This is a genomic window from Nocardia sp. JCM 34519.1 (assembly GCF_020361265.1).
Taxonomy (GTDB): domain Bacteria; phylum Actinomycetota; class Actinomycetes; order Mycobacteriales; family Mycobacteriaceae; genus Nocardia; species Nocardia arthritidis_A.
Genome location: NZ_JAIRBR010000014.1, coordinates 99,788 through 125,977 on the forward strand (window position 1 = coordinate 99,788; position 26,190 = coordinate 125,977).

The window sequence follows — 26,190 nt, forward strand, 5'->3', positions numbered from 1 at the left end:
CGATGACCACCCGCAACTTGCGCTGCCCGGCCGGGCCGGTCACCTTCGCCGAAACGTGCACAGTGCCCTTGGCCATGTCGACCGGGCCGCGATAGTTTTTCGTCGCCGCCTTGATCCGCACGTCCACCTTCGCGCATGCCTCGTCGATCTGCGCCTCCGGGAAACCACGCATGATCTGCCGCAGCTGATCGAGCACGTACCTGCGGCCCTGCCCGCCGTCACCGAAGTCCAGGGTGGTGCCGAAGTGCCGGGTGCGCGCGGGGTCGGGTGCGTTCGGATCCAGCTCGGAGGTGAACCCGACGGGGCTGGTGGACCGTGCGCCGGTCAGCTTGGCCCAAAGGCTGCGCTCATTCGGCAGATGCGGCCGACTGCGATCCCAGTCGTAACCGAGCGACTTGGCGTACGCCAGAGCCTGTTCCTGGGTGGCGTTCGGGTGCAACGCGCGGTACTGCGCCTCGGCCAGCGCCGCCTCGATCGCAATAATGTCCTCGCGCAACGGTTTTCCGAGCAGCAGCCGCTTCCACATCGCGACAATGTCTGCGATGCGGTTCATTTCGGCATTGCGCATCAGATAGTCGCGGACCCACTCCAGGTTCGCCACGAGCTCCGCGTGCGGGCGCACATTGCCATCGGGATCACGCAGCCAGGTGGAACCGTCGGCGTGCTTCGGCATCGTCGCACCCGTCGGATCGAGCACCACTTTGCCGTCGGCGTAGGCCCAGCGCGTCTTGCTACCGCCGGAGAAGGCATCCGGATTCTGCGCCGCGTACTCGGCGATCCGGTGTAGGAAGCTGTCGCCACCGTATACGCGATCGTGCTCGAACCGATCGTAGTCGCGCTCGGTTTCCTCCTGAATCCTTTCGCGCTCTTGCTCGTTCGCCGCCCAGCGCGCGGCGAGCGCTTCGGGGATCTCGACGCTCTCCCCGGCGTACACCCGGGCCGTCGTGCCCACGAGATGCACCGCCGCCGGGCTGACAGCCGGGTTCGCCAGATCCGCCCGGCGCAGCTGCTGCGGGTCGTGCTGCCAGTAGTCGAACCACTTGTGCGTTCCCGTGCCGCGGATCACCGGGAGCAGTTGCACCCACCGGCCCTTGGTCACGCTCGGCACCCACTGCGTCACATTGGCCACCGCGAACGCCAACCTCGGGTGTGCGTTGATGAACGCCGAGGACATCGCGGGCCGGACCGCCCGGCCGTGCTCGGTATTCGCGGGCAACCACCGTTGAGTGAGGCGCAAGATGCCGCGGCCCAACCATTCCCGGTTCTGCACGAACTCCGACACCCACGGGTGGTTGGGAACCCGCGCGGCCATCGCGACGCTGAGCATCCGAGCCGATATGACGTTCTTACCGATATCGGAGTGATAGGCGTTCACACCCTCCGGCACAACGAACTGCGGCTTGGTCTGCGGAAGCTGTTGCGGGAAAACGGTTTCGATGGTTTCGCCCGGCTTGAAATGATGATTGATCGCAGTGACATCATCGAAATACGGCACCGCACCATACGAGAACGAATACGGCCCGAGGACAGGCGTCCACTTCGTCTTCTCCCACGACCGCGCGTGCTTGGCCGGCTCCCACATCGGGCCGACCTTGCTGGTCGTCACCGCATCCGTCGAGGCCAGCGGCTGGAGTCCGGTCGGCCGCCCCTGCTCGTCCACCGTGTACTGGACGAACTCGATGTCCATCGAAATCGTGTCCGACTTAGCAAGCCCCAGAATGAGGTTCACGTCGGCACCCGGAGCCAGCACCCGCTGCAATGCCTGCCGGTAACCGGTGGTTTCCGCCTCGGTGCCGACCACCACCACCCGCCGATTCGGGAAGGTCGTCGAACCATCGGCGGCCGGTTCCACACCAACCCGATCCGCGATCGGGAACAACCCGAGATCATCAATCGCCTGCAACGCCGCCCGACGCTGCGCCAACCGATCCAACTCGGCCTCGAGCGTCTTCCACTGCTGAATCACGGCCCGCAGCGCACGAACCCGCTGCCCACCCGGCGACAGCGCGCCACGGTTACCGGCCGTCAACTCCATCGGGTGGGTGACGCCGAACTGCTCGGCCAACCTCTCCCGCGCCTGCGCCGCCGCCTCGACCTCCCGGGTCAGCGCCGCCTCCCGATCGGCCAATGGGCCGGTCTGCTCGAGGGCTTCGGTCAGCTCACGGTGCGCCTTCTCGAGCATGAACACCGCTTGATCGGCCTCGATCAGCTCCAACGCGGCGGCGCGCAGCCCCGCCAACCGTTCGGCCTCCGGTAGGTCCGACGCCTCCTGCTCGGCGGTCTCGATCGCCTCGGCCAGCTCGCGCACCCCGGCCCGGCCGCGCTCGATCTGCCCCGCCAGATCCGCCAAACCCGCCTGCGCCAACCGCACCTGCGCCAGCTCATAGGCCGCGGCGTCGGCGCGGTCGAGCAAGGCGAGGTCGGCGCGCAGGACGTCCACCAGATCCGGGTTGTCGTCCAGGTGCGCGGCCAACCGGTTTCGCAGCTGCTGAATACCGTCTTGCAGCCGCTGCTGTGTCCGCTCGTTCGCGGCGCGGCGCAGCGCGACGGCCTGAGCGCGCAACTGTTCCACGTGTTCGGCGGCCTCCGCCACCTTGGCGTCCAGCCGGTCCGCTTGCAGGCCGAGACGGCGGGCCTGTTTGCGCTTGGGGGCCGCTTCCGCCTCCGCGCGACGTTCGATAGCCGTTGCGCGCGTACGTAATTCGTCGGCGCGCGCGGTGCGCATCGCGGAGTGCAGTTCGCGCAGCCGGTCCGCGAGCCCGGATTCCTCGGCACGGGCGCCGAGCGGCAACGCCGAGCGATCGACACCGGCGACCGAGCGCGGTTCCTGTCCGGGCGCAAGCGGACGCTCGGCGGTCTTATCGGCTCGGATGACGATACCGGAAGGCTCCAGCTCAGTCTGTTGCTGCGCCGACAACCATTGCTGCGCAGGAATGTTCTCTCGGACCTCGGTGCCGACCCGCTCCGAGACCACGGGACGGCCCGCGTTGTCCCGATGCACGACGAACAGATGCGAGAACCCAGTGCGGCCGTTGGCGACCAGCGCGCCGAAGATCATGCCGCCGTGCTCGCGGACATAGGCGATCATGCCGTCGAGCGATTCGAACGGTTGCCAGTCGGCGCGAACGAATTTCGCGAACTCGTCCGTCGGCACGCCCTGCAGCAGCCAGCGTTCGGCATGCTCGCGCAACATGTCGAAATCGAGGTTGTGGTAGCCGAATTGCTCGGCCGCCTGGATCGCGTACTGCCAGCAGCCTTGCGGCGCAACCGAATCAGTGCGTTGTTCGGCGCTGGGCAGCTGGTAATCGGCGAGCCCGTCCACCGGTCCGTCGACGGCGCCGGACGAATCCGAAATCACCGGCTGGGCAACGGTTTCACCGATCTTCGGCACGGGCGCGGACGGCTGCTGATCGGCCGTGCGCGGCCAGTCCTCGGATCGGGCCACCGCCGCGCCCGCCGAACCGGCGCCGCGGGTCAGGTATCCCTCGAACCGCAACGATGCGTAGGCGCCCTTGACGAAGCCCGTCGAAATACCCAGGTGAGCGCCGAGTTCGCGGACCGACGGCAGTTGCGCGTCCACCGGCAATCGGCCGTCGCGAACCGCCTCGCGCAGCGCCGCCCGCAGCACCTCCAGCGTTCGGCCGGTCCGCAACCGCGTCTCGAAATCAGCCGATCCGGCGCCGAGCAACGCCAGCAGCCGGGCGGGGGTCAGCCTTTCCGCCGGGCCGGAATCGGCTTCGGGCACAGCATATTTCGGCCAGAGGTCCGTGCTGGCCACAACGGCCCCCCGACGGCCGGTGGTCAGATAGCCCTCGGCACGCAGCTCCTCGTAGATGCGCCGCAACGCGGATGGCGACAGCACCGGATGGTCGCCTTGGTCGTGATCCGTCGGCAGCGGGGTACCGGGCGGCAGATAATTCGAGCGGATCGCGGTGCGCAGGGCATCGCGCACTCGCACGGCGGAAAGGTTGGATCCGGACCCGCCGAACAGCTCCAGCACCTTCGCGAGCGGGATCATCGGCAGCGCGGGCACGTTGGTCGACCACTGCTCAGGCGCCGCCACCGTCGACCCGGACCGGCTGCTGCCGTCCAGATAGCCCTCGCGACGCAACTTGGCGAAGACACCGCGCACCGTCGCCAACGTCAGCAGCGGATGGGCGCTCACCTCCTGCTCCGACGGCAACTGCGCGCCGCTCGGTAGCAGACCGAGCCGAATCGCTTCGCGCACAGCGTGATACAGCGAGTCAGCCGTCCGGCCGACCGTGAAGGTCAACCCAGGATCCGCGGTGCGGAGCAACCGGATGAAGGATTCGGATGCGACCGCCTGCCGGTCGAGAATTCCCCAAACGATCGCCGATATCGCCGCCTGGGTTCGGTTGGCGGTGCCGAACAGCCTGTTGATCCGCTCGAGCTGCTTGCGTACCGTCAGCCGGGACAGCCGCAGCGCCGCCGCGATCTCCGCATTCGACCAGCCGTGCGCGACCAAGGTCAGGATCTGCGTCTCCCGGTGCGTCAGCTCCCGCATCGCGGGCGCGTCACCGTATGCCTCGGCGAGTTGATCCTCGGTGATGATGCCCAGCCGCAGTGCCTCCACCACCGCCGCGGTCCGATCCTCGACCCGCAGCACGCGCAGCGCCTGACCGACCTCGGCCTTGGCGGCGTTCGGGGTCATCCCCAACCTGCGCGCGATCTGCCCGACGGACAGTCCCTGCCCGAGCAGCCGCAGGATCTCGACCCGGCGCGAACCGAGATCCGCGACGGGGGAAGCATTTTCGGGCTGAATCGGGGCTATCGGCGCAGTGCCGGAGATGGCGGCCGCGCGCGCCACCGCATCCGCCGACGCGGTCCGCAAACGACCGTTCGATGGCACGGCGGCATCGGGCCGCGCTTGCCGCGCCCCGGCGGCAGGTTCCGCTGCCGCGGCACCGTTTTCGGGGTCGAGGAGCGACCGTCCGTCCCGTGCGGTATCGGATGCGGCGGCCGGCCCGGGCGCTCGAATCGATTCCGGCGCGTCGGCAGGAGTCGGCTCGGTAGCGGGTCGGACGCCGGATCCGTTCGACTGACCGTTCGGGCGGTACCCGGCGCTGTGCGGACCGGTTGGGTCATTCGGGTCGAATGCGTTGAGAGTCCACGGGTTCGGCCCATCGGGTGCGTGCACGGCACCGGAGCCGACGCCGACGGGAGTCCGGTCGCCGTCGGCGTCGACGAGGGCATTCGGGCCGGGGTGGGTGGGATCCGTCGGTGCGGAGGTATTCGAGGGCGTCGGCGTACCGGGCCGTGCGGGCGCGCCGGTGTCCGATGGCGTGGCCGTGGCCGACGGCGCAGCGGTATTCGACGGAGTTTCCGTATTCGACGGCCCCATCGGATTCGAGGGCGCAGCGGTATCCGACGGCACAGCCGTATTCGTCGGCACGCCGTTATTCGAAGGCACGGCGGTATCCGATGGCACCGCGATGCTCGACGGCGCATTGGTGTTCGCCGGGACGGAAGTATTCGACGACACGTCGGTACTCGACGCCGCGGCAGCATTCGACGGCGCGGTAGGACCCGAGGGCGCAATGGTGCTCGACGGCGCGGCAGTCGTCGGTGCGCTGGTGTGCGACGGCGCATCAGTACTCGTCGGTGCCGAGACATCCGATGGCACAGCCATATTCGACGGCGCGGAGGTGGCCGAGGGCCCGCCGGTACTCGTCGGCGCACCAGTACTCGTCGGTGCCGAGACATCCGATGGCACAGCCGTATTCGACGGCGCGGGGGTGGCCGAGGGTGCGCCGGTATTCGTCGGCGCGGCCGTGGTTCCCGACAGCGCGGTGAGGTCCGACGGCGTCGCGGCGTTTGTTCCGGACGTAGGGGCCTGCGGCGCGCTCAGTCGCGGAACATTCTGTCCGCCTTGCGGATTCGAGCCTTGCACACTGCTGGACTGCGCAGCGCCGTTGTTGGAGCCATTCGCGCTCTGCGGAGGCGGATGCAGCGGCTTCAGGAAGTTCGGATCGGGCGGAGCGCGCTTATCGGTCTCGGTGGCCGGAGGCGCGTTGGGCTCGTGCGTCGCGGTGGGGGCCGGGGCGTTCGCGGCGTGCGCGAATCGGCTCTGCCCGAGGCCGATCAGTTTGCGCAGCTGCTCCACCGCGGTCGCGGCCCGGCCTTTCGTCTCCGGGGTCGGGTTCGCGTCGTGCGCGTTGACGTCGGTGACATATTGGACCACCGCGTGCTCGATCAACGGATTGTCCGCAAGTCGTTTGTACAGCACATCATCCGGCGAGTTGAAGTACACCGCTGTGCCCTGCTTGCCGCCACGCGCGGTGCGGTTCTCGACTTGGATGTCTTCGTCGCGATTTTCCGAATGACTCGAAATCAATACGCGCAGGCCACCTTTGGCCTCGACCTCGGGACTGACCGTGACGTCGACACCGCGGCCGCCCTGGCGGTTGATGACCACAACCTTGCCCGACTTGCCCGCCTCTTCGAAGATTTTCTCGAGCCTGGCGTCGACCGAGTCGCCGTGTTCGATGAAAAAGCTCGCATCGACCGCGACGTGTTCCACGCCGAGTTCGTCCAGTATCGCCGACAGCTCCGCGACCTCATCGTTGCGGTTCATGACCGCCATCTGCGCCTCACCGGCCTGTTGGTTTTCGGCGATATAGTCGGCCATCTGCCGCAGCTTCGCCTCTTGGTTCGCCGCGAACCGATCCTCCACTTTCAGATTCAAATCGTTGTACCGAGGGATCTGGACGACCGGTTTCATGCCATAGTTGTCGCGCATGAACTGTTCCGACCCCTTCGCGGTACCGGAGGCGCCGGTGAGGCTCTCGTAGCGATCCGACGAGAACAGTTTCTGCGAGGAGATACTCCTGTTACTGCTCGGATCGTCGCGGATCTGGAGGCCGTGTTTGGCCTCGATGGCCTGCGCCAGTCCACCGTTCCAGCGGCTTTCGCTGGAGGTCTTCGGATCGAACATTACCTTGTGGGAGGTCTGGTCGATAATGAAGATCATATCGCCCTTGAGCTCACCCCATTTTGTTCCGGCGGCGATGCCCCAGCGCTCCAGCTCCTCGGGGGTCAATTCCCGCCCGAGGTGCTCTTCCACTTTGCGACGACCCTCGTCCGTCAGCGCGATCTGACCGTTATCCTTCGCTTGATTTTCGAAGTCCTGCCTGCCCATCCGGTGCTCGTCCAACGCGTCTCTCAGCGCGCTCTGCACCGCCCTGATCTTGGGCTCGCGCCACCCGATTTGGTAGTGAACGTTTTCCCGGTACACCCACCTGGCCACGGCCTCCATATTCAATCGTTTCAATTCCTCCTTGGTCAATTTGCGACCCAGAAGTTCCTCGATGGCGGCCCTTCCCTGCCGGGTCAGCCGCGCGTCGCCGCCGACCTGACCCGGCTTGTGATTGAAATCTTCGGAGGTCAATCGGCCCGCTGCAAGCTCTTTCTCCAGAAATTCCTTGGCACCGAGCACCTGGCTTTCGATATGCGGAGGCGCGGGTTCACTCACCCCTTCGGACTTGATGAAGATGGATTTCATCCACCGCAGCAACTCGTCGATTTCGTCGAATTTGGCACGTCCCTTCCGCTGGCCCTTCTGGCCGGAGTCCGGTACGTCGTTGTCGTTGAGATGTCCGAAACCGGCATCGTTATGGGTTCCGACATAAATCGTATCCTTACCCTCCACCTGTTCCGGATACTTTCCCTCCGACCGCATCCGGACGATTTCGAACCCGTACTTCTGCAAAATTTTGCTGAACTTGTTGAATTCACGGTCCGCCAAGGTCTCACGGGTCGTGTAATTGTGCACCGAACCATTTCTCGCCGCGTCCAGCGCGGAACTGGCCAGGAACACCAACGATTTGCCCTCGCCCGCGGCCATATCGATCGGGCCTTCGCGCATCGCCAGCGTGCCCATCACCTGCGTCCACCACATGACGTTGTGGTTCTTGTCGCCGCGGCGAATGGCCTCGATCATGGCCGCCATGGCGTCGGCCTCGGACTCGCCTCGCATCATTGCGGCGAGGTCCGCCGGGGTCACGCGGTCCTCGTCGGTGATTCGGATATCGTCCGGAACGTCCGGCTCCGACCGCGATGTGTAGTAATCGTGGGTGATCCTGCCCGCGATCTCCGCGGCCTTCTGACGCTCCTTGGCCGCGTCCAGCCCTGCCTGGCCCTTGTCGAGCAGCCCGGCGTCCGCCGCCTCGTCGCGCGCCTTACCCGCCTCTTCCAATGCGGCGATCAGGTCGTTGCTCACCTCGTGCAGCACCTCCGCCCGCCGGCGCGCGACCTCGGCGAAGGCGTCCCGGAGTCCCGCCAGCTCGGCGTGCGCCAGCGCGACGTGCGCCTCCACCATGGCCGCTCTGGCCTCCGCGACAGCCATGAATGCCTCGGCGGCCGTGAGATGCGCCGCCGCGGCTGCGGCATCGTTTTCGGTTCTGGCCAGATCCGCTCTGGCTCTCGCCATCCTGGCCTCCGCGGCGGCCACATCCCCCTCGGCGGTGGTCCCGTCCCGCGCCGTCTCGGCCAGCCGCCGGTCCGCCGCGTCGATCCGGGCCGCCGCATCGGCGAGTCGCCGGTCCGCCGCCGAGATTTCGGCGTCGCTCTTGGCCTCCGCGCGTTCGCGCTGCGCGGCGGCGTGTTCGGCCTCGGCGTCCAACCGCTCATCCATCGCGGCGAGTCCGGCCTCGTTCGCGGCGGTCCGCCGCTCCACCGCGTCGGCGTACTCCGCAGCCGCGTCGGCATGCTCCTGTGCCGCGTCGACCCGGCGCTCCTCCGCGTTCAGGTACTCGCCCTCGGCCACCGCATGCTCGGCCTCGGCGACCGCGACATCCGCCTCCGCGACCGTCTGCACGTTCTCCGCTTTCTCTGCGGCCCTGCGCGCCTCTTCGACCTCGGCCCGCGCGTCCTTGACCTCCTCCTGCACTGCGGCGGCTCGGGCCCGCGCCTCCTCCCGTTGCCGTTCGGCCTCCGCTTCTATTGCGGCACAACGCGCTTCGGCCTCGGCCCGCGCCTGCGGGTCGGGTGCATCCGCACCGGGCTCGGCATCCGGATGCTCCCGCGCCTCGCCGGTCGGATCGCCATCGGCCGTATGCTCCCGGCCCTCCTCCTGCTGCGTATCCGGATGCTCCCGTGCCGGTTCGCCGCCCGGCGCGGCATCCTCGGCCCGCCCGTGCTCGGATTCGCTTGCAGGACGCGCACTTTCGTCGACAGCAGGACCGACCTCCCCCGGCACCGGGACGGATTCATCGCCCAGCACGTGCCCGGATTCCGCACCAGGACGGACCTCGTCACCCGAGTCGCGCCCGGTCTGGTCGGCAACCGGCCCGGAATCATCAGCCCGCCGATGCTCGGATCCATTTGCGGAGTCGGCGTTCTCACCGTTCGAATCGTGCGCACCCCGCACCGGCTCCGGCAAGGAATCGTCGGCACGCCCATGCTCCGGCTCGGGTTCACCGACCTGACCGTCGCGCTCCGAAGCCGAAACAGGATCTTCGGCGCGAACGGGTTCCGGTGCGGAGTCGCCACCGAGGTGCGCGTCCGTACCGGACGGTGTTCGGTCACTCGGTGCCGAGGCGGAGTCGTCGGCCCGGATGGGCTCCGGCGCGAGTTCGTCACCGGGGCGGGTGCTTTCACCGACCGGATTGTCGCCAGCCATCGGTGCGTCACCGCTATCCGAGCTGGGATCGGTTGAGCGGTCGGGGGTTTCGGTCGAACGGCCAGGATCGGATGGAGTATGGCCCTCAGGGTTCGGGTCGATTCCCGCACGGCCGCCGAGTTCATGGAGCGCACGGCGCTGGGCGAGCGCGCGCTGGACTTCAGCGTCGACGTTGGCTGCGGATTCGATGGTTTGTGCACCGGCGGTGCGGTTTTCGGCGTCGCCCGCCGGTGCTCCGGTGTTGCCGTCCGCCTCGGGATGTCCGCCGCCCTCGCCCGCTGCGACACCGGACCGATCACCCGTTTCCGGAAGTCCCGCACCAGGTCGACCAGACGATTCGGGACGCGAACCCGCGGTGCGACCGTTCGCGTCGGAGCGCCCACCGGCCTCGCCGGAAGATGTTCCACCACGGCCAGTCGGCTCTGGACGTCCAGTACCCTCCGCCGGACGACCACCCGGTTCGGGACGCGCCCCCGCCTGCACCGCGCCACGGCCGTTCGCGTCAGGGCGCCCACCGGTCTCACCCGCCGTCGCACCGCCACGGCCGCTCGCCTCGGAACGTCCACCGTTCTCGCCGCCAGCGGCGTTCGGACGACCAGCCTCGGGACGCGAACCTGCCTGCACCCCACGGCTATTCGCCTCGGATCGGCCGCCGCTGTCGCCCGACGCCGCCGCACGACCGGTATCGGAGCGCCCGCTGCCCTCACCCGTCGGCGTGCCGGTGCGGCCACCGGTTTCGCCGGTGCGGGCCGCGTCCGGCCGAGCACCGGCCTCGCCGCCCGGCACATTGGCACGCCCCGTTTCAGGCCGCGCACCGGCGGTTGATTCGGTCCCGCCGCGCGCCGCCGCACCGGCCTCCTCCGGCCGCACCGTCGCATTCGCCTGTGGTGCAGGGGAATTAGTCGGTCGCGCGTCGACGCCCGGACGCAGTTCCGAACCGGTTCCGGTGGGTGCGGCGTTGGCGCGGCCCGCCAGCGGCGCATCGCCTCCGGCGTTGGTCCCGGCGACCGGCGACGGCGCGCCGGTACCGTCGATGACGGCCGGTCCGCCGGCCTGCGGTGCCGCCGCGTCGCCCGCTCGCGGCGCCGTCGCGTCACCGGCTCGGGGCGCGACGTTATCGCCAAGTGCCCCACCGGATTTCGCCGTCGCGTCGGCGGCTTCGGCCGGGACGGAGGCGCGGGACGCCGGACCGCCGGACGAATCCACTCCCGATCCGGCGACGCCGTTCGACGGCTGCGGCGCACCCTCGGTCGACCTGCCTTCCCCGACAGGCGATTCGGCGTGCCCGGAAACAACTTCGCCTTGGCCGGGACCGGACGTCGCCCCATTGCCCGATTGCCCACCACGCGTCCCGACAGTGTCTCCGCTGGCTCCGCTCGGCACCCCGGCCCGGGGCGCTGATCCACCGGATTGCCCTGCGCCGGAACCGGTTCCAGCCTGTGGCGCGGCACCGGAACTCACACCGGATTGGCCATTACCGGTCTGCCCGCCTTCGGAACCATGGTGCCCAGCATTGGCACCCGGCTGCCCGCCAGTACCCTGCCCAGCCGAATTACCCTGCGCCCCTTGCGAAGCCCCGGACTGTCCCCCCTCGGAACCGTGGTGCCCAGCGTTGGCGCCCGGCTGCCCGCCGTTCACACCCGGCTGCCCGCCGGTACCCTGACCAGCCGAATTACCCTGCGCCCCTTGCGAACTCCCGGACTGCCCGCCCTCGGAATTCTGCCGCCCCGAAGTGCCGCCGGGCGTACCGCTCGAACCATTGGTGTTCGAACCGGACTTCGCATTGCCGCCTGCCTCCGCGGCGCCCTGCCCGGTCTGCGGCGGGGACACGGTACTGGTCGCCGACGAGGGTTGGGTCGGCTTCTCGGTCTTCAGCTCGCCGGGCGCCTTGAGGTCGGGTCCACCACGTTGCGGCCCGCCTCGAGAACTGTTCGTATTCGCGCCACCGCCGTTCCCGCGATTCTGCGCCACCTCCTTCAGGTGCTGACGCGTGCCGCCCGCAGCACCCAGCGCCCCCATGAACGCGAAGGTCTTCCAATCGAACGCGCCACCGGTCGCCAGGTTGTACCCGGTCATCGCGGCCGCACCGGCCTCGCCGCCGAGGATCCCGCCGAGGATGCGCTTTAACGGAAAGTCCTTACCCTTGGTGAGGTCGTTGTAGAGCTCGCCGACCGGATGACTGAGCGTCCCGCCCGCACTCCACGCAAGCGCTTGTTCCCCAACGTATTTCCAGTCGTGGATACCGGCGAGGTTATTGGCGATCGCGCTGAATAGCGCACCCTGCCACGCCGCCTGCGCGGCGCCGGCCAGCGCACGAGTACCGAACTTCAACGCACCCGCCTTGAAGCCCTGCAGCGCGAGCTTCTTGACCAGGCCCTCGGTCCACTTCTCGGCGAGCTCGGTGAGGATCCGCATCATGCCCCAGCGTTCGGCCTGGAACAATCCCCGTCCGATGGCATAGACGATGGCCTGCTCTTCGGGCAACGCCAGCAGGCCGCCCCATGGCGCCGTAGCGATCGCCTGGGCGATCAGCATGAGGATCTCCGCGGCCGTCTGGCCCGCGAACATCAACTCCATCAGCTCGTCGCGGGTGACGGTTTTCGCGTGCTCACCCGCGAACTGGGAGGTCTTGGCGACCGCGTCCTGGAAGGGCGGCAGCGCCTTATTCAGCCTGTCCAGCGCCTGCTGGGCCTTGCTGCCACCATCACCCTCGTAGATCGCACCGAGCATGCTGATCACGGACTGGATATCGCTGATGTGCTCGTTCAGGGCGTCGCCATGACTCGAGAACTCGTCGGCGAGCGCAGCCGCCGCATCGGTGTCGAATTCCCACGGCGACTGATCGGGCGTCGTCATGCCGAGGATGTCGACGGTCGGCTGTAGCCAACCGGGTATAGGTATTCCTCCCATAGAACCGGTCGACCGCTACCAGCCGCGATCGAAGATATCGGAAGTTCCGTCGGCGGAGGGACGTTCGGCCGCGGGACGGGCCGCAGGCGGTTGCGCTTCGACGCCGAGCGGCGGTCGCTCGCTCGGCGGGGCGAGCGAGGCCGCGGGCCTGCTCAGCACCTCGGAAAGATCCGGCATACCGGGGAACAGCTCGCCGATCTTCGGCAACCGATCGTGCCGCTGCTGGATCGGTTCCATCAATTCCATTGTCTTCCTGCGAATTTCCTCGATGGCCCGATGCGCGGCCTCGGTGACGGCCTTACCCAGCTCGGAACGGCTCAGATCGGTGTAGTCCGGGCCGAACCTGGTGTCGATGATGTGGCCATCCGCATTGACCACCACCGTCACCCGGTTGCGCGCTGCCGTGCCTTCAGCGATGAGTTGGGTCCGCTGATCGTGGAAGCGCCGCACCGCGACGATGTTCTCGGCGACGTTTTCGAGCAGGTTCGCCACCATCTCCTCGGTGACCTCTTCAGCCATTGCGCACCTCCTACAGACCCTGGCGTTGCCGGAATCGCTGCTCGAACGCGGCGATATAGCGATCGGATTCGATCGAGGACGACGACTGTTCCAGCACGCCGTCGTCGCCGACGTAGAAAATCGCGCGCCCGATCGCGACCTCTCCCTCGGGCGCCGGCACGTACACCGTCCACCCGCAGCTGAACCGATCGGCCACCAGCTCCGACAGCGGATATCCGGTGGTGTCCAGGTCGCGGCTGCTGACGTAGTGCCGGACCCGGTCGATGGCCTCGGCCGCGTCGATCGGCGTCACGGTCGCGGCGACCAGACCGGCCAGCGAAAGCTGGTGCAGCGCACCGTCGATATCGACATCGTCGCCGAAGACGTTCACCACGGTTTCCCGCGTGACGACGCCGACCTCCGCCGCCGCGACCAGCGCGTCGGCGGCGGCCTGCGAATCCGCGTCCGCGCGCGGTCCGAGCAGGCTCACGATGATCCCGGCGACGGAGTTCGCGCTCCACACCCCCGGCACCGCAGAGGCGCAGTCGATCGCGGCCGGGGATTCGCCGCGGTACCACCGATCATGCTCCCACCAGTAGCAGAACGAGAGCAGTCCCGCGGCCGCGCGTGGGTTCAGCACCGCATCGGTCACCCAATCCGGCGCTCCCGCATACAAATTCGGCAGATCCGTACCCGCTTCGTATGCCGCGGCCAGCGCGGGCGCATCCCAGACGCCACCGGACAACACCGCCCGTTGCCCCGGCAATACGTAAAGGGTCGAGCCACCGCGCTTCGAACTCTCGAACACACCTCCCGCGGGCAACACCCGCGGACCCCACTCCGATCCGACCGCGACGAACGCCGCCGCGAGGGTCGCCCAGCGCGCCCACAACAGGGGAAAGGGCGGAAACTCATTGTCCGCCAACACCGCCCACACACCGGCCGCCTTATCGGCCCTTGCCCGCGCCGCGGCCTGCTGCGGTGTGCGCACCTGCCGGTCGCCGTGCGAAACATAGGCGGCCAACCACATCGGCAATCGTCGCCGCGGATGCGCCTGCAGGTCCGCGCGATAGACCTCGGGAGCGAATAGTTGCTCGGCCGGAAACGGCTCGTCGCCGTTGTCGAATTCGATTTCGACGGCGCGCACCGCCGTCCCGGTCGTCGCCGGGGCGACCGCCCGGATCAGCAGCCGCAACCACGGCTCGTCACCCGCTCGCACAACGGCGGCGCGCTGCTCGCGCGCCAGCCGCAATACCGGCTGCGGGGTTTCGGCGCGCATCGATCGGTCACCGTCGGTGTAGGTGACGAAGCCCGCCTCGGCCGCGACGGTCACGGCGATGGTCGCCTCCAGCTCCCGCCACCCCGGCGGGCCGATCTCGGCGAGTGCGCCGGCGATTCGCTGCGCCAACTCCGTGGCGGCACCGGTTTCCGGCTCGTCGATCGTCTCGGTCTCCGCTGCGGGATCGATCGGCGTCTCGGAGTGCTGCGCGTCGCTGTTCGCCTCGCCGGTAAAGGGTTTCGGCTCAGCACTCACGCATTCAGCTCCCCGTTGATGGTGTCGAGGTCCTGGGTCACGACGTCCTCGGTCTGCTGAAGCCCCTTCTGCGCCTCACGCAAACTGCTGGAGCAATCGGCCAGAAACGTCTGCACCTGAGCGACGAAGGCCGCGAGCCCCTCTTTGTTGGCGTTGTATCCGTCGTTTCCGTGCTGGCCGTCGAAGAAGGCTCGCCCCACCTCGGTCGTACATTGGGAGAGCGTGGCCTCATGACCCGCTGCGGCCGCCGCGAGCCCATCCCACCAGCTCTTGAAGTTCGCCGCGACCTCGTCCACCCGGTCCGCCGCCGGTCCGAGGCTATCCAGGTCGACCTTCAACCGCTTGGCGTCGCCCGCCAGCTTCGCCGCGTCATCGCGCCAGGTCTGCAGGTTGGCGTGGTTCTGCGCATCGTTGTTGAGCTGCTGGACGTCATCCGATATCGCCTTGGTGTCGTCGGACAGCTGCTGCATGCTGGCGGGCGTTTGCGAATCCCCGGTACTCAATCTCTACCTCCGAACCCTTCAGCTACAACGCGATTCGATCATCGCATAAATACCGACCGCCCAGTATTCGAATGGACGATGGACCATCCGGTCGCGGTACCGCCCCACGCGGTGCGAGCACACCGGCCGTCCGCAGCTGCCGCATCGCCCCGTCGATATCCCGCTCCGCGCCGAATACCTGCTGCACCAGCGCCCGAGTCAGCACCCCGCAATCGGCGGCGGCGAGCAATCGCGAGACCGCCGCCCGCACCCGGGAATCCGGCTGCGGCACCAGCATTCTGGCGACCGTCTCGCGCACGGTGCCCGCCGACCAGATCGGCGGCAGCGCGGCACCACACTGCTGGATCGACGGCGACTCCCCGCCGTACCAGCCATCCCCGTCCCACCAGAAACAGAATGAGAGCAAACCGACCGCCGCCCGCGGGTTGAGCACCGTGTTGGTCACCCAATCAGGAGCTCCCGCATAAAGATTCGGCAGATCAATACCGCCGTTGTATGCCGCGTTCAGTGCGGGCGCGTTCCACACTCCGCCCGAGAGCACGGCCCGATCGCCCGCGAGCAGATACAGCGACGAACCACTGCTGCCGTTGCGGGCGCTCTCGTACCAGCCGGTGTCCGGTACGACCCGCGGCCCCGACTCGTAACCGACCGCGATATGCGCCGCCGCGAGCACGGCCCACCGGGACCACAGCAGCGGCAGCTCCGGAAAATCCTCCTCCACCGGCGTCGGCGCGATACCGCGCACGCGGTCGGAGCGGCTGGCGACCGCCGCCCGGCGCGCACCGCGCGACTGCCGATCACCGTGGTTGATATAGGCGGCGAGCCAAAGCGGCAGCCGCACCCTGGGATAGGCATCGATATCGGCGCGGTACGCCTCCGGCCGCAGCAGCTGGTCACCAGGGAACGGTTCGTCGCCGTAGTCGTAATCGATTTCGGCCCTGCCGGATTCGTCGACCCGCACGGTGAGCACCCACCACGGGCCCGCCACCGTCCACGCCGCCTGCTCTCGATGCGAGCGAGCAAGGGCCACCAGCGATTCCGGCGCGTCCACCCGGCCGACGCGATGGTCGTATTCGACGGTGACGCGGGTGGTCTCGGTCGAAACGGTCAGCGCGAAAACCGCTTCCACCCGCCGCCAGCCCGGCCTGCCGAGCTCGGCGAGTTCCTCGACGAGTCGATCCAGCGGTTCGGCAACGACGAGTTCGCCCGCGCCCGTGGCGCCCTCGCGATAGTCGACGTTCATGATTCGTTGCCGTTCCCGTTCATCAACACACCCTGCCTGTTCTCGATACTGACATGTTGTAAGCCGGTCTCGCGCCCATTCCCGGTGGTCAGAAGCTCAAGGGACTGTAAAGTTTCTGATCAGGCCATTCATCTCGGATCCGGCTCCCCGCGCGGCATTTCCCTAAGGAATCGTTAGAACATCCGCGTATCACCGCATGCGCGAACCTCCTTCGCCACCGTGGTGTCCAGCCGACCGGGGTCGTGCGGCGGCAGAAGGAGATTCAGAATGACTACGACACAGGTCGTAGGCGAACGCCGAGTAGTCGGTAACGTCCTGCGAGGCTCACTCGGCAACCTCGCCGAGTGGTACGACTGGTATGTCTACACCGCGTTCGCGGTTTATTTTTCCCAAACCTTTTTCCCCAAAGGCGATTCCACCGCTCAGCTACTGAATTCCGCCGCGGTGTTCGCGGTGGGCTTCCTGATGCGACCGATCGGCGGCTGGATGCTCGGGCGCTACGCCGACCGGTTCGGCCGCCGCTCCGCGCTGACGCTGTCGGTGACGGTGATGGCGGCGGGCTCGCTGCTGATCGCCCTGACACCGGGATATCAGACGATCGGGCTCGCCGCGCCCGCGCTGCTGGTGCTGGCCCGGCTGCTGCAGGGCCTCTCGCTCGGCGGCGAATACGCAACCAGCGCAACATATTTGTCCGAGGTGGCGTCACCGGGTAAGCGCGGGTTCTACTCCAGCTTCCAGTACGTGACGCTGGTCGCGGGTCAGCTGGTCGCGCTCGGTGTGCAGATCGTGTTGCAGCACATCTTCACCGATCCGCAGATGAACAACTGGGGCTGGCGGATTCCGTTCGTGATCGGCGCGGGCGGCGCCCTGCTGATCATGTGGTTGCGGCGCGGCATGGACGAATCCGAGCAGTACCGAGTCGAAGAGAGGCTGGCCGGACTGTCCGGCCCCGAGGCGATCGACGTGATCGCCAAGGAGGTCGCGCGCAAGCGGGCGGCCCGCGGTTCGCTGCGGCTGCTCGCCGAATATCCGCGCGAATGCCTGATCGTTGCGGGCCTGACCCTCGGCGGCACCGTCGCCTTCTACACGTACACGACGTACATGCAGAAGTTCATGATCAATACCGCGCATATCTCCAAGCCGACCGCGGCCTGGATCAACTTCATCGCGCTCGCGGTGTTCGTGGTGTTCCAGCCGCTGGCGGGCATGCTGTCCGACCGGATCGGGCGGCGCAAGCTGCTCATCTTCTTCGGCGTTGCCGGAACGTTGCTCACGGTGCCGATCATGTCCGTGCTCGCGCATACCAAGAATCCGGTTGCGGCATGGGCCCTGATGATGGTGCTCCTGGTCGTCGTCACCGGCTACACCTCGATCAACGCGATCGTGAAGGCCGAACTGTTCCCCACCAAGATCCGCGCGCTCGGTGTCGGCCTGCCCTACGCGCTGGTCGTCGCGATCTTCGGCGGCACGGTGGAGACGGTCGCGCTGTCGCTCAAACAGCACCACCACGAATCACTGTTCTACTGGTACGTCGCGGGCTGCATCGTGATCTCGCTGATCATCTACGTATTCATGCGCGAAACCTCGCACGAGTCCCCGCTCGACCTGGAGACCGAGGAGCGGGTCACCGCCGCGCCGTGACCCGATGATTGCCGAAAACGCGCGCCGAAGGCCTCGATTTGCGAGGATCGGCGCGTGCGTCTTGCGGTTGTCGAAGATGATGAGGGTATGGGCGAGGCGCTGGTAGCCGCGCTCACTGCCCGCGGCTACCAGGTCGAACGCCACCGTCGCGGCGCCGACCTGCTCGCCTCGCACCGCCGGTTCGACGCGGTGATCCTCGATCTCGGGCTGCCGGATATCGACGGGCTGGAGGTGCTCCGGCGTTTGCGGGAAGTAAGCTCCGTGCCCGTCGTCATCCTCACCGCACGCAGCGGCGAGAGTTCGGTGGTGAACGGGCTGCGCAGCGGGGCCGACGATTACCTGGTCAAACCGCCGCGCATCGCCGAACTGGTCGCGCGGCTGGAGACGGTCACCCGCCGCGCCGCCCCACCCGGCAGGACACCGATGGACGTGGTCACCGGTGACGTGCGGGTGGACCTGGTGGCCCGCCAGGTGCTGGTGGCCGACCGGGTGATCACCTTGACGCACAAGGAATTCCAGCTGGTACGCATCCTGGTGGAGCGGCCCGGCACCGCGGTGAGCCGCCAGGCGTTGATGGACCGCATCTGGGGCGATTCCTCCCCGGCGGTGTCCCGCGCACTCGATGTGCACATGGCCGGGCTCCGCGCCAAACTCGACCGGCCCGGCCTGATCATCACCATCCGCGGCTTCGGTTACCGGTGGGAGACCTGACTCTGCTCACCGGAATCAGATTGCGCCGCAAGGCTTGCCGATTCCGCGACGACCAGCAGGTCACGGGCCTGCTGAGCGGCGACGGTGAGCGCGAGCGCCAATTGCTCGTAGCTCACCTCATCCGGATCCAGATCGATGCGCGTATCGATCACCACGCCGTCCGCGTCGACCGTCACCCGGACGCGGGCCCCGAGCGCGAACCCGACCGCCGTCCGCTCGTCCTCCGCCATACCGAAACCTCTTATACCGCCGATGTATACAGCAAGATAATCGCGCCGACTGCGCACCCCGTCCCGGCAGATCGCGAAAGCTTAGCTGTTGCTTAACAATCCGTACCTCAGGCGTCCACCGCGCCGTGGCGTTGCTGGAACCGCTGCTCGAAATCCGCGATGTACACCGACGGCGCCACCGACGACGAAGACCGTTCCAGCACACCGTCATCGGCGATGTAGAAGATCGCACGGCCGATCGATATCTCCCCCGGCCTGGTCGGCACGAACACCATCCAGCCGACGCTGATCCGGTCTGCGCGCAACTCGTCCAACGGGTAGCCGGTGGTGTCCATACCCTGATCGAGGATGTACTGACGCACCCGCTCGATCGCATCCTCACGCGGCATCGGCTCGGGCAGATCGAGCGTCACACCGGCCAAAGTCAGCTGGTAGAGGGCGCTGTCCACATCGAATTCACCGTCGTCACCGAATACGCCGACCACGGTTTCCCTGGTGACGAGGCCGACCTCGGCCGCGGAAACCAGATTCGTGACGGCCGTGCGCTGCTGCTCGGTCGGCTCATCGGCGAGCAGGGCGGCCACCACGTCCACCACGGTTTCGGTGGTCCACATGCCGGGCACCGCCTCGGCGAGCAGATCGGAGGTCGGGGATTCGCCGCGATACCAGTGCCCGCCCTCCCACCAGTAGCAGAACGACAGAAGTCCGCTCGCCGCACGGGGATTCAGCACCGGATTGGCCACCCACTCCGGCGCGCCCGCGTAATACAGCGGCATCGGCTCGTCGTTGTTGTAGACCTCGTTCAGCTCCGGCGCGTTCCACACCCCGCCGGAGAGCACGGCGCGACCACCCGGCAGCGCGTACAGCGTCGAACCGCTGCGCTTGGAACCCTCGAACCAGCCGAGCGCGGGCAGAATCCGCGGTCCCCACTGCGATCCGGCCGCGACGAAGGCGGCGGCGATCACCGCCCAACGCGCCGACATCAGCGGGAACGGCGGAAACTCCAAGTCCGACAACAGGCCTCGCACACCCTGCTCCCGGTCCGCCCGCGCCTGCACGGCCGCCAGGCCCGGCGAACGGGACTGCCGGTCGTCGTGTCCGAGATAGGCGGCCAGCCACACCGGCAGCACCTGACGCGGATACGCGGCCAGGTCGGCACGGTAGACATCGGCCGGGAACAGTTGATCGTCCGGGAACGGCTCGTCGCCGTAGTCGTAATCGATCTCGATCTCACCGCCGCTGCTCAGCGACAGCAGCAGCCGCCACCACGGCCCGTCGCTGAGTTGCGCCGAGACATCGCGGTGTTCGCGGACCAGGTCGAGCACCTCCGGCGTCGGCTGCACCCGGACCGACCGCTCATCGTCATCCGAGTAGACCACCATCGCCAGCTCGGCGGCGGTGGTCAGCGCGAACACCGCCTCCACCTGACGCCAGCCCTCCGGGCCCAAAGCCGCCAATTCCCTGGCCAATTGGTGGCCGAGCTGTCTGGCGCGGTCGGCGACGTCCACCGTTTCGGGCTGATCGAGGAGGGTGAAACCGATATCCGGTTCATCTTGATCGCCGATGCCCAGCGGCATATCGGGCTGCTCGGCGGCCGGATCTCCTATGCCCAGTGGCACATCGGGCTGCTCGGGCGCCGGATCACCGATACCGAGTGGCACATCGGGTTGCTGGGCCGCCGGATCACCTATGCCGAGTGGCACATCGGGTTCACCGCTCGCCGCCGACTCCAGGAATTGCCGCAGGAACTCCTGCTCGGCAGCCCCTCCGCTATCCGCCGCAGGCTCCTCGTTGCGGGCCCGATCGTCGGCCTCGTCGCCTGGTCTGGTCACGTCGCAGCAATCTCCTCATCCGGGCGCCGGAATCCGCACGTGCCACACCATCCGCAGCACGCCGGCCAAATCCGGTGCCGAGCCGTGTTACAGGCTCATATTTGCACAGTCGAGCCGAACCGACCGCTGAACAATACGCAACTACCAGCCGGAATCGGTGACTCCGCGGTCATCGGCCCGGGTACGGAAGGTGGTATCGACATCATCGAATTCCATTGGCGCACTCTCGGGCTCCTCGACCTCGACATGCGGCGGCGTCCTCGGCACCGGCGGCGCCTCGGGCCGCAGCGCATCCAGATCCGGCATATCCTCGAGCAGATCCGACAGCTTCGGCAACCGGGACCGCCGCTCCTGCAGCGGAGCCATCAGCTCCCGCCCCTTCCGCGCGACCTCGGCCGTCGCCTGCTGCGCCGCCGCCGTCACCGCCTTGGCGATCTCACCGAAGCTCAAATCCTCGATACCGGGCGCGAATTTGGTTTCGATGATCATGCCGTCCGCATTCACCGTAACCGTAACCCGCTTGCGCACCGTCGCACTCGCGGTGAGCTGGACCCGCTCCCGCTGCACCCGCGCGATCTCGCGCATCTGCTCCTGCACCTGCTCCAGCACCGCGGCCGTATCCAACCTGCCGAAATCGCTCATCATCCCGCCGCCTCCAACATGTCCGACCGCCGAGGGTGACAGCCGATAACGACGCTTCCGTGGCTCGGACATGAACGGCAGGTGCAGCCGCAGTTACTGGCGTCACCAGCCCGTTTCGGTGACGCCCTGGTCTGCTTGCGGGAAATCGCCTGCGGCGGTGGACTCTTCGCGTTCCGGTGCGCCGGGCGGCGCCGTCGACGCCAGCGGCGGCTTCGGGATCCGGTCCGTGAGATCCGGCATGCCATCGACCAGATCCGACAGCTTCGGCAACCGAGACCGCCTGGCCAGCAGCGGCGCCATCAACTCCCGCGCCTGCCGCGCCGCATCCTCCTGCGCGCGCTGAGCCGCTTCCGTCACACCCTTCGCGATCTCGCCGTAGCTCAAATCCTCGATACCCGAAGCGAATTTGATCTCGATGATGGTGCCCTCAGCATTCACCGCCACACCGATCCGCTTACCCCGCACCGACGCGCGACCGATGATCCGCGCGCGCTCCGCACCGATACGCGCGATCTCCACCATCTCGGCCTCGAAATCCTCGATTATCGCCGCCATTTCGGACTTCGGATATTCGTTCGTCATCGCCGTCCTCGCAGTCAGGTGCGCTGGTATGGGTTGAAATCGGGCGCGAGGCGCGGGAAGCGTTGCGCGCGTGGCGGTTCCGGAAGAGGCGTGACGGGTAACTGGCCGTGCGGATTGCCGTCCCGCTCCGGTTGATCGACGACGCCCTGGTCGAGGCGCCGATCCGTCGATTCTTTTGGCCACGAATCAACCTGTGTTCCAGATGAACTCGCGTTTCGAGGCCGATCCCGGGTCGCATGTTGATCCGAGGCCGCATGCGGTACACCCGAATCCGAATGCTTGTCCGGGTCCGTTGCGGCATCTGAATGCTGGAATGAATCCGGCGTCGGATATGGGCGTGGGCTCGGGTCCTGTGCCAGGTGCGGAACCAGGTCCGGTTCGAGGCGCGGGTGCGACTCGGGTCGCGGATCCGGGTGTGGATCCGGCGTTGGACGCTGCTCTGGGCGTGGGTGCAGCTCAGGTCGCGGATCCGGGTCCAACTCAGAGCGCGGGTCCGGCTCGGAGCGCGGATACGGGTGTGGCTCGAGGCGTGTGTGCGGGTGCTGCTCAGGGCGCGAGCCTGGCTCCGGCCGCAGATGCGCAGCTGAGCGTGGATCTGGACGCGAATCATCCTGCATCCCCGATGAACTCGCGCTTCGAGGCTGATCCCGGGTCCCATGTTGATCCGAAACCGCACGCGTATCACCCGACGAATCCGAATACTTGTGTCGGTCCATCGCAAAATCCGGATGCGGGAGTGAATCCGCTGTCGGAGATAGGCGTGGGCTCAGGTCTTGTGTCAGGTACGGAATCAGTTCCGGGTCGAGGCGTGAATGCTGATCCGGCATCGGACGCGGCGCAAGACGTGGGTGCGGCCCGGAGCGCGGATCCGGGTGCTGCTCAGGGCGCGGATCCGAATCAGGGCGCGAATATTGGTGCCGCTCCAAGCGTGTGTGCGGGTGCTGCTCAGAGCGCGGGTCCGGCATGGGGAGCCGGTGCGGCTCGGGTTGCGGATGCGGCTCGAGGCGCGGACGCGGGTCTGGCTGCGGATGCGGCTCGGGCCGCGGGCGCGGATGTGGAGTCGGGTGTGGCTGCGGCTGCGGCTCCGGCCGTGGCTCCGGCCGTGGATGCGGCTCGGGCGTCGGATGCGGCTCCGGCCGCGGGCGCGGCCCAGGGCGCGGATGCGGAGTCGGGTGCGGATGCGGCTCCGGCCGTGGATGCGGCTGCGGCTCCGGCCGTGGATGCGGCTGCGGCTCCGGCCGTGGGTGCGGGTACGGCTCGGGACGCGGATGCGGGTGTGGCTGCGGCTCCGGCCGTGGATGCGGTTCGGGCGTCGGACGCGGCTCAGGCGTCGGATGCGGCTCGGGTCGCGGATGCGGGTGTGATGCTGGGTGTGGCCCTGTTCCCGGATGCGGGCCTGGCTCTGGGTGTGGAGTTGGGTGTGGGTGGGGTTTCGGTTCGGGGTGGGGGTGTTGTTGGGGGGTCGGGGACCAGACGCTGGCGGGTGGGGCGTCGGGTGCGTCGTATTCCGAGGTGGGCGGGAAGGTCAAAAACCTTGGGGTGTATGGGATTACCGAGGAGGTGCTTTCCGGATCGGATTCGGTGTGCGGGGTGGCGGCGGCGTGTGGCGGTGTGCTGTGCGAGGGTTCGCCGAGGGACGAGGGTTGTGAGGTGTTGGGGGAAGGGGTGGGTTCACGGACCGTGGACGATCGTTCGGGGACGAAGTGGCGGGCGGTGGGCGATTCGAGCGGGGTGATGTGTGGTGTGCCCGAGGAGTCGACAGTCACTCGTACATAACGTATTTCGGCGCCGGGCTGGGATAGCGCCTCGGACAGTTCGGGAATGCGGTCGATGGCGTCGGCCAGCACACGCCGGTGGCCGACGTTCTCGAAGAGGCGGCCCGTCACGAGTACCCGCGGCGACTGACCGTCGATCAGGCCGACGCGGTCGGTGAGCACCCGCGCGCCCGCGGCGGTCAGGTAATCGTTGCCCGCCTTGATCGTCAGCTGATCCGCGAGGCGCATCACCTCCGCCTTTGCCGCGTTGTAACTATTAGCCGCCTCCTCCAGTTCGGCGATCCGCGCCAATCGCTCGGGCATCTCATCGACCCGCATCGTGCGAGTCCGCAACTCCTCCAGCGTCTTACGCAAAGGCTCACCCGGCTCCAAGCCGTGTTCCTTGTCCACCGGCAGGCGGTCGGCCAACGCATCGCGCGCATCCCGGAGTTCGCGCAATCGCGACGCCAGTGCCGCGCGCTCACCCGCCAACTGCTCCACTCCGGCCCGCGCTGCCGGCGACAACTCGTGCGGCACCGCACGTTCCACCGGATGCGGCGACTCCGCAACGGCGGCATCGTGATCGATGGCCTGTCGTGCGGCCAGCTCGTCACCGAGCCGACGGGTCTGCGCCTCCGCCGCGTTGTATTTGTTTGCGGCGTCCTCTAATTCGGCGATCCGCGCCAACCGCTCCGGCATCTCATCGACCCGCATCGTGCGAGTCCGCAACTCCTCCAACGTCTTACGCAAAGGCTCACCCGGCTCCAAACCGTGTTCCTTGTCCACCGGGAAGCGATCCGCCCATGCGTCTCGCGCCGCCTGTAATCGCCTCAGTTCGGCCAGTTTCGCCGCATGCTCCTGCGCCAGCGCCGCCGTCTCGTCCGACGGAATACGCGCCGTTTGCGCCCGCTCGCCGGGGAGCTCCGCTTCCCTCCCGAGCCGGGGAGCCTCGCCCGCGCCCGACTGTGTTCGCAGCGGAGCTTCGGTTTCGGCATGGCCGGGCGCCGACCGCTCGGGTAGGCCAGACCGGCTCTCGGTCCGCGATCCACCCTGATGTCCCGGTTCGGCGGCACGCGGTCGCGACCCGTCTCCGGATGCCGGACGCGGTTCGTGCGGAACGGAAGGATGACCGGACGCGGGGGGCCGAGTGCCGACAGGCCGATTCTCGATGCCGGACCGGCCCGTTTCTCCGCGAGCCGGTTCGGCCGCTCCTCTCGCGGTTCCGTTGGGCGCTGAATTACCGCTCGGTCCACCGTGATTCGCCGCGTTACCAGCTTGCCCAGCGGATTCGGCCCCATGCGGGGAACCGCTCCAGGCGCCCGCGTTCGGATCATGAGCCGGAGAGTGCGATGCGGGCATGGTCGACCCGGCCGGATTCTTGCCGAAGGAGTTTCCCCGACCGGCCGAATCGTCACCGGATCGCGAGAACGCCGCAGCCGGATCACCTTGTCCGCGTGGGCTTTCCGAAGCGCGGGGAACACTTCCGTCGCCGCAACCGCCCGCATCGGGTCCGGTGAATCGGCCCGCACCGGACGAGGGTCCCGGCTTCCCGAGGTGGAAACCCTTACTGCCGCCTACCAATACGCCGAATGAGGTGGCGCTCGTCAATACGCGAGGATCCCAGGTCCAGCCGTCCAATCCTATGGAGACGAGATTGCCCGCGACCCACGAGCCGACCGCACCGACCATGCCGGCCCCCGCGCCGACCACCGCGCCACGGAGCGCGGTCGACCAAGGCCCTTTGGGCAGTGGCACTTTCGCGGTCCACTTGCTCAGAAACTCATCGGCTGGCCCGCCGAGCCCACCGGCCACCGCGGAGGTCAGCGCGGTGACACCGACGCGGGTCAGGTCGAAATTCTTGCGATGCCCGATGGCCATCTGGCCGAGCTGGATTGCGACGTCCTGTCCGGTGCCGAGCACCGTGCTCAGCACGATATGCCGGGCGGCGAACCGAACAACGGCGGCCATACCGAGTTTCGCCGCGTACCGCTCGATCGCCGCCATCGCACGCTGCCGCAGGAATCGAAGACCCACCTGGGTGGCGGCCGTGGCGGCGGCCTCCTCCAGCGGCGCCGTCGGCGGGAACAACCAGCATGCCGCGATCTCACCGGCCAGCATCGCCAACGAGGTGATGATCATGACCTTGGTGTATTCGATCTCGGTGCCTTGACCGTCCGCCGAATCGGCTACGTGGTCGAGGATTTCGGCGAGATGCGCGATGGACTTATCGCCACTTTCCAGCTCGTGCAGCCGTTTCCGGATAGTGGTGATCCCCTCACCCCACGGATACGCCTCGATGGTCGCATCCGCCGCCACCCGCAGGTCGGGCAGCAGTTTGCGCAATTCGCTTGCGGCCGTTCGCCAATCGCTGGCGACGCCCCACATTTCGTCCTCATCGCCCTGCGGCCAGGCCGAACCCGCCACCCACCCCAACGGCTGCAGAAAGCCGGGAATATCGATAGACAAGGTA

12 protein-coding genes (1 of these 12 running past the window's edge) are annotated in these 26,190 nt (G+C 67.7%); 2 read left to right on the forward strand and 10 right to left on the reverse strand.

Annotated elements, in window-relative coordinates; all coding sequences use genetic code 11:
- From LGY53_RS29115 to LGY53_RS29135, 5 genes are all read right to left on the reverse strand, one after another.
- Nucleotides 1-12,496: the 5' end (the start) of an alpha/beta hydrolase gene (locus tag LGY53_RS29115; RefSeq protein WP_225729893.1), read on the reverse strand. It extends 38,129 nt beyond the left edge of the window; 12,496 of the gene's 50,625 nt are visible here — the first part of the coding sequence; the start codon lies at nucleotides 12,494-12,496; its stop codon lies beyond the left edge, outside the window.
- 69 nt (nucleotides 12,497-12,565) lie between these two features.
- Nucleotides 12,566-13,069, reverse strand: coding sequence for a YbaB/EbfC family nucleoid-associated protein (locus LGY53_RS29120; protein WP_225729894.1), 504 nt, complete (start codon nucleotides 13,067-13,069; stop codon nucleotides 12,566-12,568).
- A 10-nt stretch (nucleotides 13,070-13,079) separates the two neighbouring features.
- Nucleotides 13,080-14,582: a hypothetical protein gene (locus tag LGY53_RS29125; RefSeq protein WP_225729895.1), complete on the reverse strand. Its 1,503-nt coding sequence runs from the start codon at nucleotides 14,580-14,582 to the stop codon at nucleotides 13,080-13,082.
- Complete coding sequence (locus LGY53_RS29130) at nucleotides 14,579-15,052, reverse strand: hypothetical protein (RefSeq protein WP_225729896.1); 474 nt, start codon at nucleotides 15,050-15,052, stop codon at nucleotides 14,579-14,581. The genes LGY53_RS29125 and LGY53_RS29130 overlap by 4 nt, the downstream gene beginning before the upstream one ends.
- A 55-nt stretch (nucleotides 15,053-15,107) precedes the next feature.
- Nucleotides 15,108-16,328: a hypothetical protein gene (locus LGY53_RS29135; RefSeq protein ID WP_225729897.1), complete on the reverse strand. Its 1,221-nt coding sequence runs from the start codon at nucleotides 16,326-16,328 to the stop codon at nucleotides 15,108-15,110.
- A gap of 267 nt (nucleotides 16,329-16,595) precedes the next feature.
- On the opposite strand from LGY53_RS29135, the gene LGY53_RS29140 reads away from it, so the two are divergent.
- Both LGY53_RS29140 and LGY53_RS29145 read left to right on the forward strand, forming a co-directional pair.
- Nucleotides 16,596-17,969: an MFS transporter gene (locus tag LGY53_RS29140; protein ID WP_225729898.1), complete on the forward strand. Its 1,374-nt coding sequence runs from the start codon at nucleotides 16,596-16,598 to the stop codon at nucleotides 17,967-17,969.
- Nucleotides 17,970-18,023: 54 nt separating this feature from the next.
- Nucleotides 18,024-18,680 (forward strand): response regulator transcription factor, encoded by a 657-nt coding sequence (locus tag LGY53_RS29145; protein WP_225729899.1) that lies wholly within the window; start codon nucleotides 18,024-18,026, stop codon nucleotides 18,678-18,680.
- On the opposite strand, the gene LGY53_RS29150 is transcribed toward LGY53_RS29145, so the two are convergent.
- The 5 genes from LGY53_RS29150 to LGY53_RS29170 all read right to left on the reverse strand — a co-directional run bounded on the left by LGY53_RS29150 (nucleotide 18,662) and on the right by LGY53_RS29170 (nucleotide 26,186).
- Nucleotides 18,662-18,910 carry a hypothetical protein gene (locus tag LGY53_RS29150; protein ID WP_225729900.1) on the reverse strand — a complete coding sequence of 83 codons (249 nt, stop codon included), beginning with the start codon at nucleotides 18,908-18,910 and terminating at the stop codon, nucleotides 18,662-18,664. The two genes, LGY53_RS29145 and LGY53_RS29150, sit on opposite strands and share 19 nt — an antisense overlap.
- 107 nt (nucleotides 18,911-19,017) lie before the next feature.
- Complete coding sequence (locus LGY53_RS29155; protein WP_225729901.1) at nucleotides 19,018-20,742, reverse strand: hypothetical protein; 1,725 nt, start codon at nucleotides 20,740-20,742, stop codon at nucleotides 19,018-19,020.
- Between the two features lie 141 nt (nucleotides 20,743-20,883).
- A complete protein-coding gene (locus LGY53_RS43995; RefSeq protein WP_305082724.1) occupies nucleotides 20,884-21,387 on the reverse strand; it encodes a YbaB/EbfC family nucleoid-associated protein in 504 nt (167 codons plus the stop codon).
- A 99-nt stretch (nucleotides 21,388-21,486) separates the two neighbouring features.
- Nucleotides 21,487-21,966 carry a YbaB/EbfC family nucleoid-associated protein gene (locus LGY53_RS29165; RefSeq protein WP_225729902.1) on the reverse strand — a complete coding sequence of 160 codons (480 nt, stop codon included), beginning with the start codon at nucleotides 21,964-21,966 and terminating at the stop codon, nucleotides 21,487-21,489.
- A 14-nt stretch (nucleotides 21,967-21,980) separates the two neighbouring features.
- Nucleotides 21,981-26,186, reverse strand: coding sequence for a hypothetical protein (locus LGY53_RS29170; protein ID WP_225729903.1), 4,206 nt, complete (start codon nucleotides 26,184-26,186; stop codon nucleotides 21,981-21,983).
- Nucleotides 26,187-26,190 lie beyond the last annotated feature (4 nt).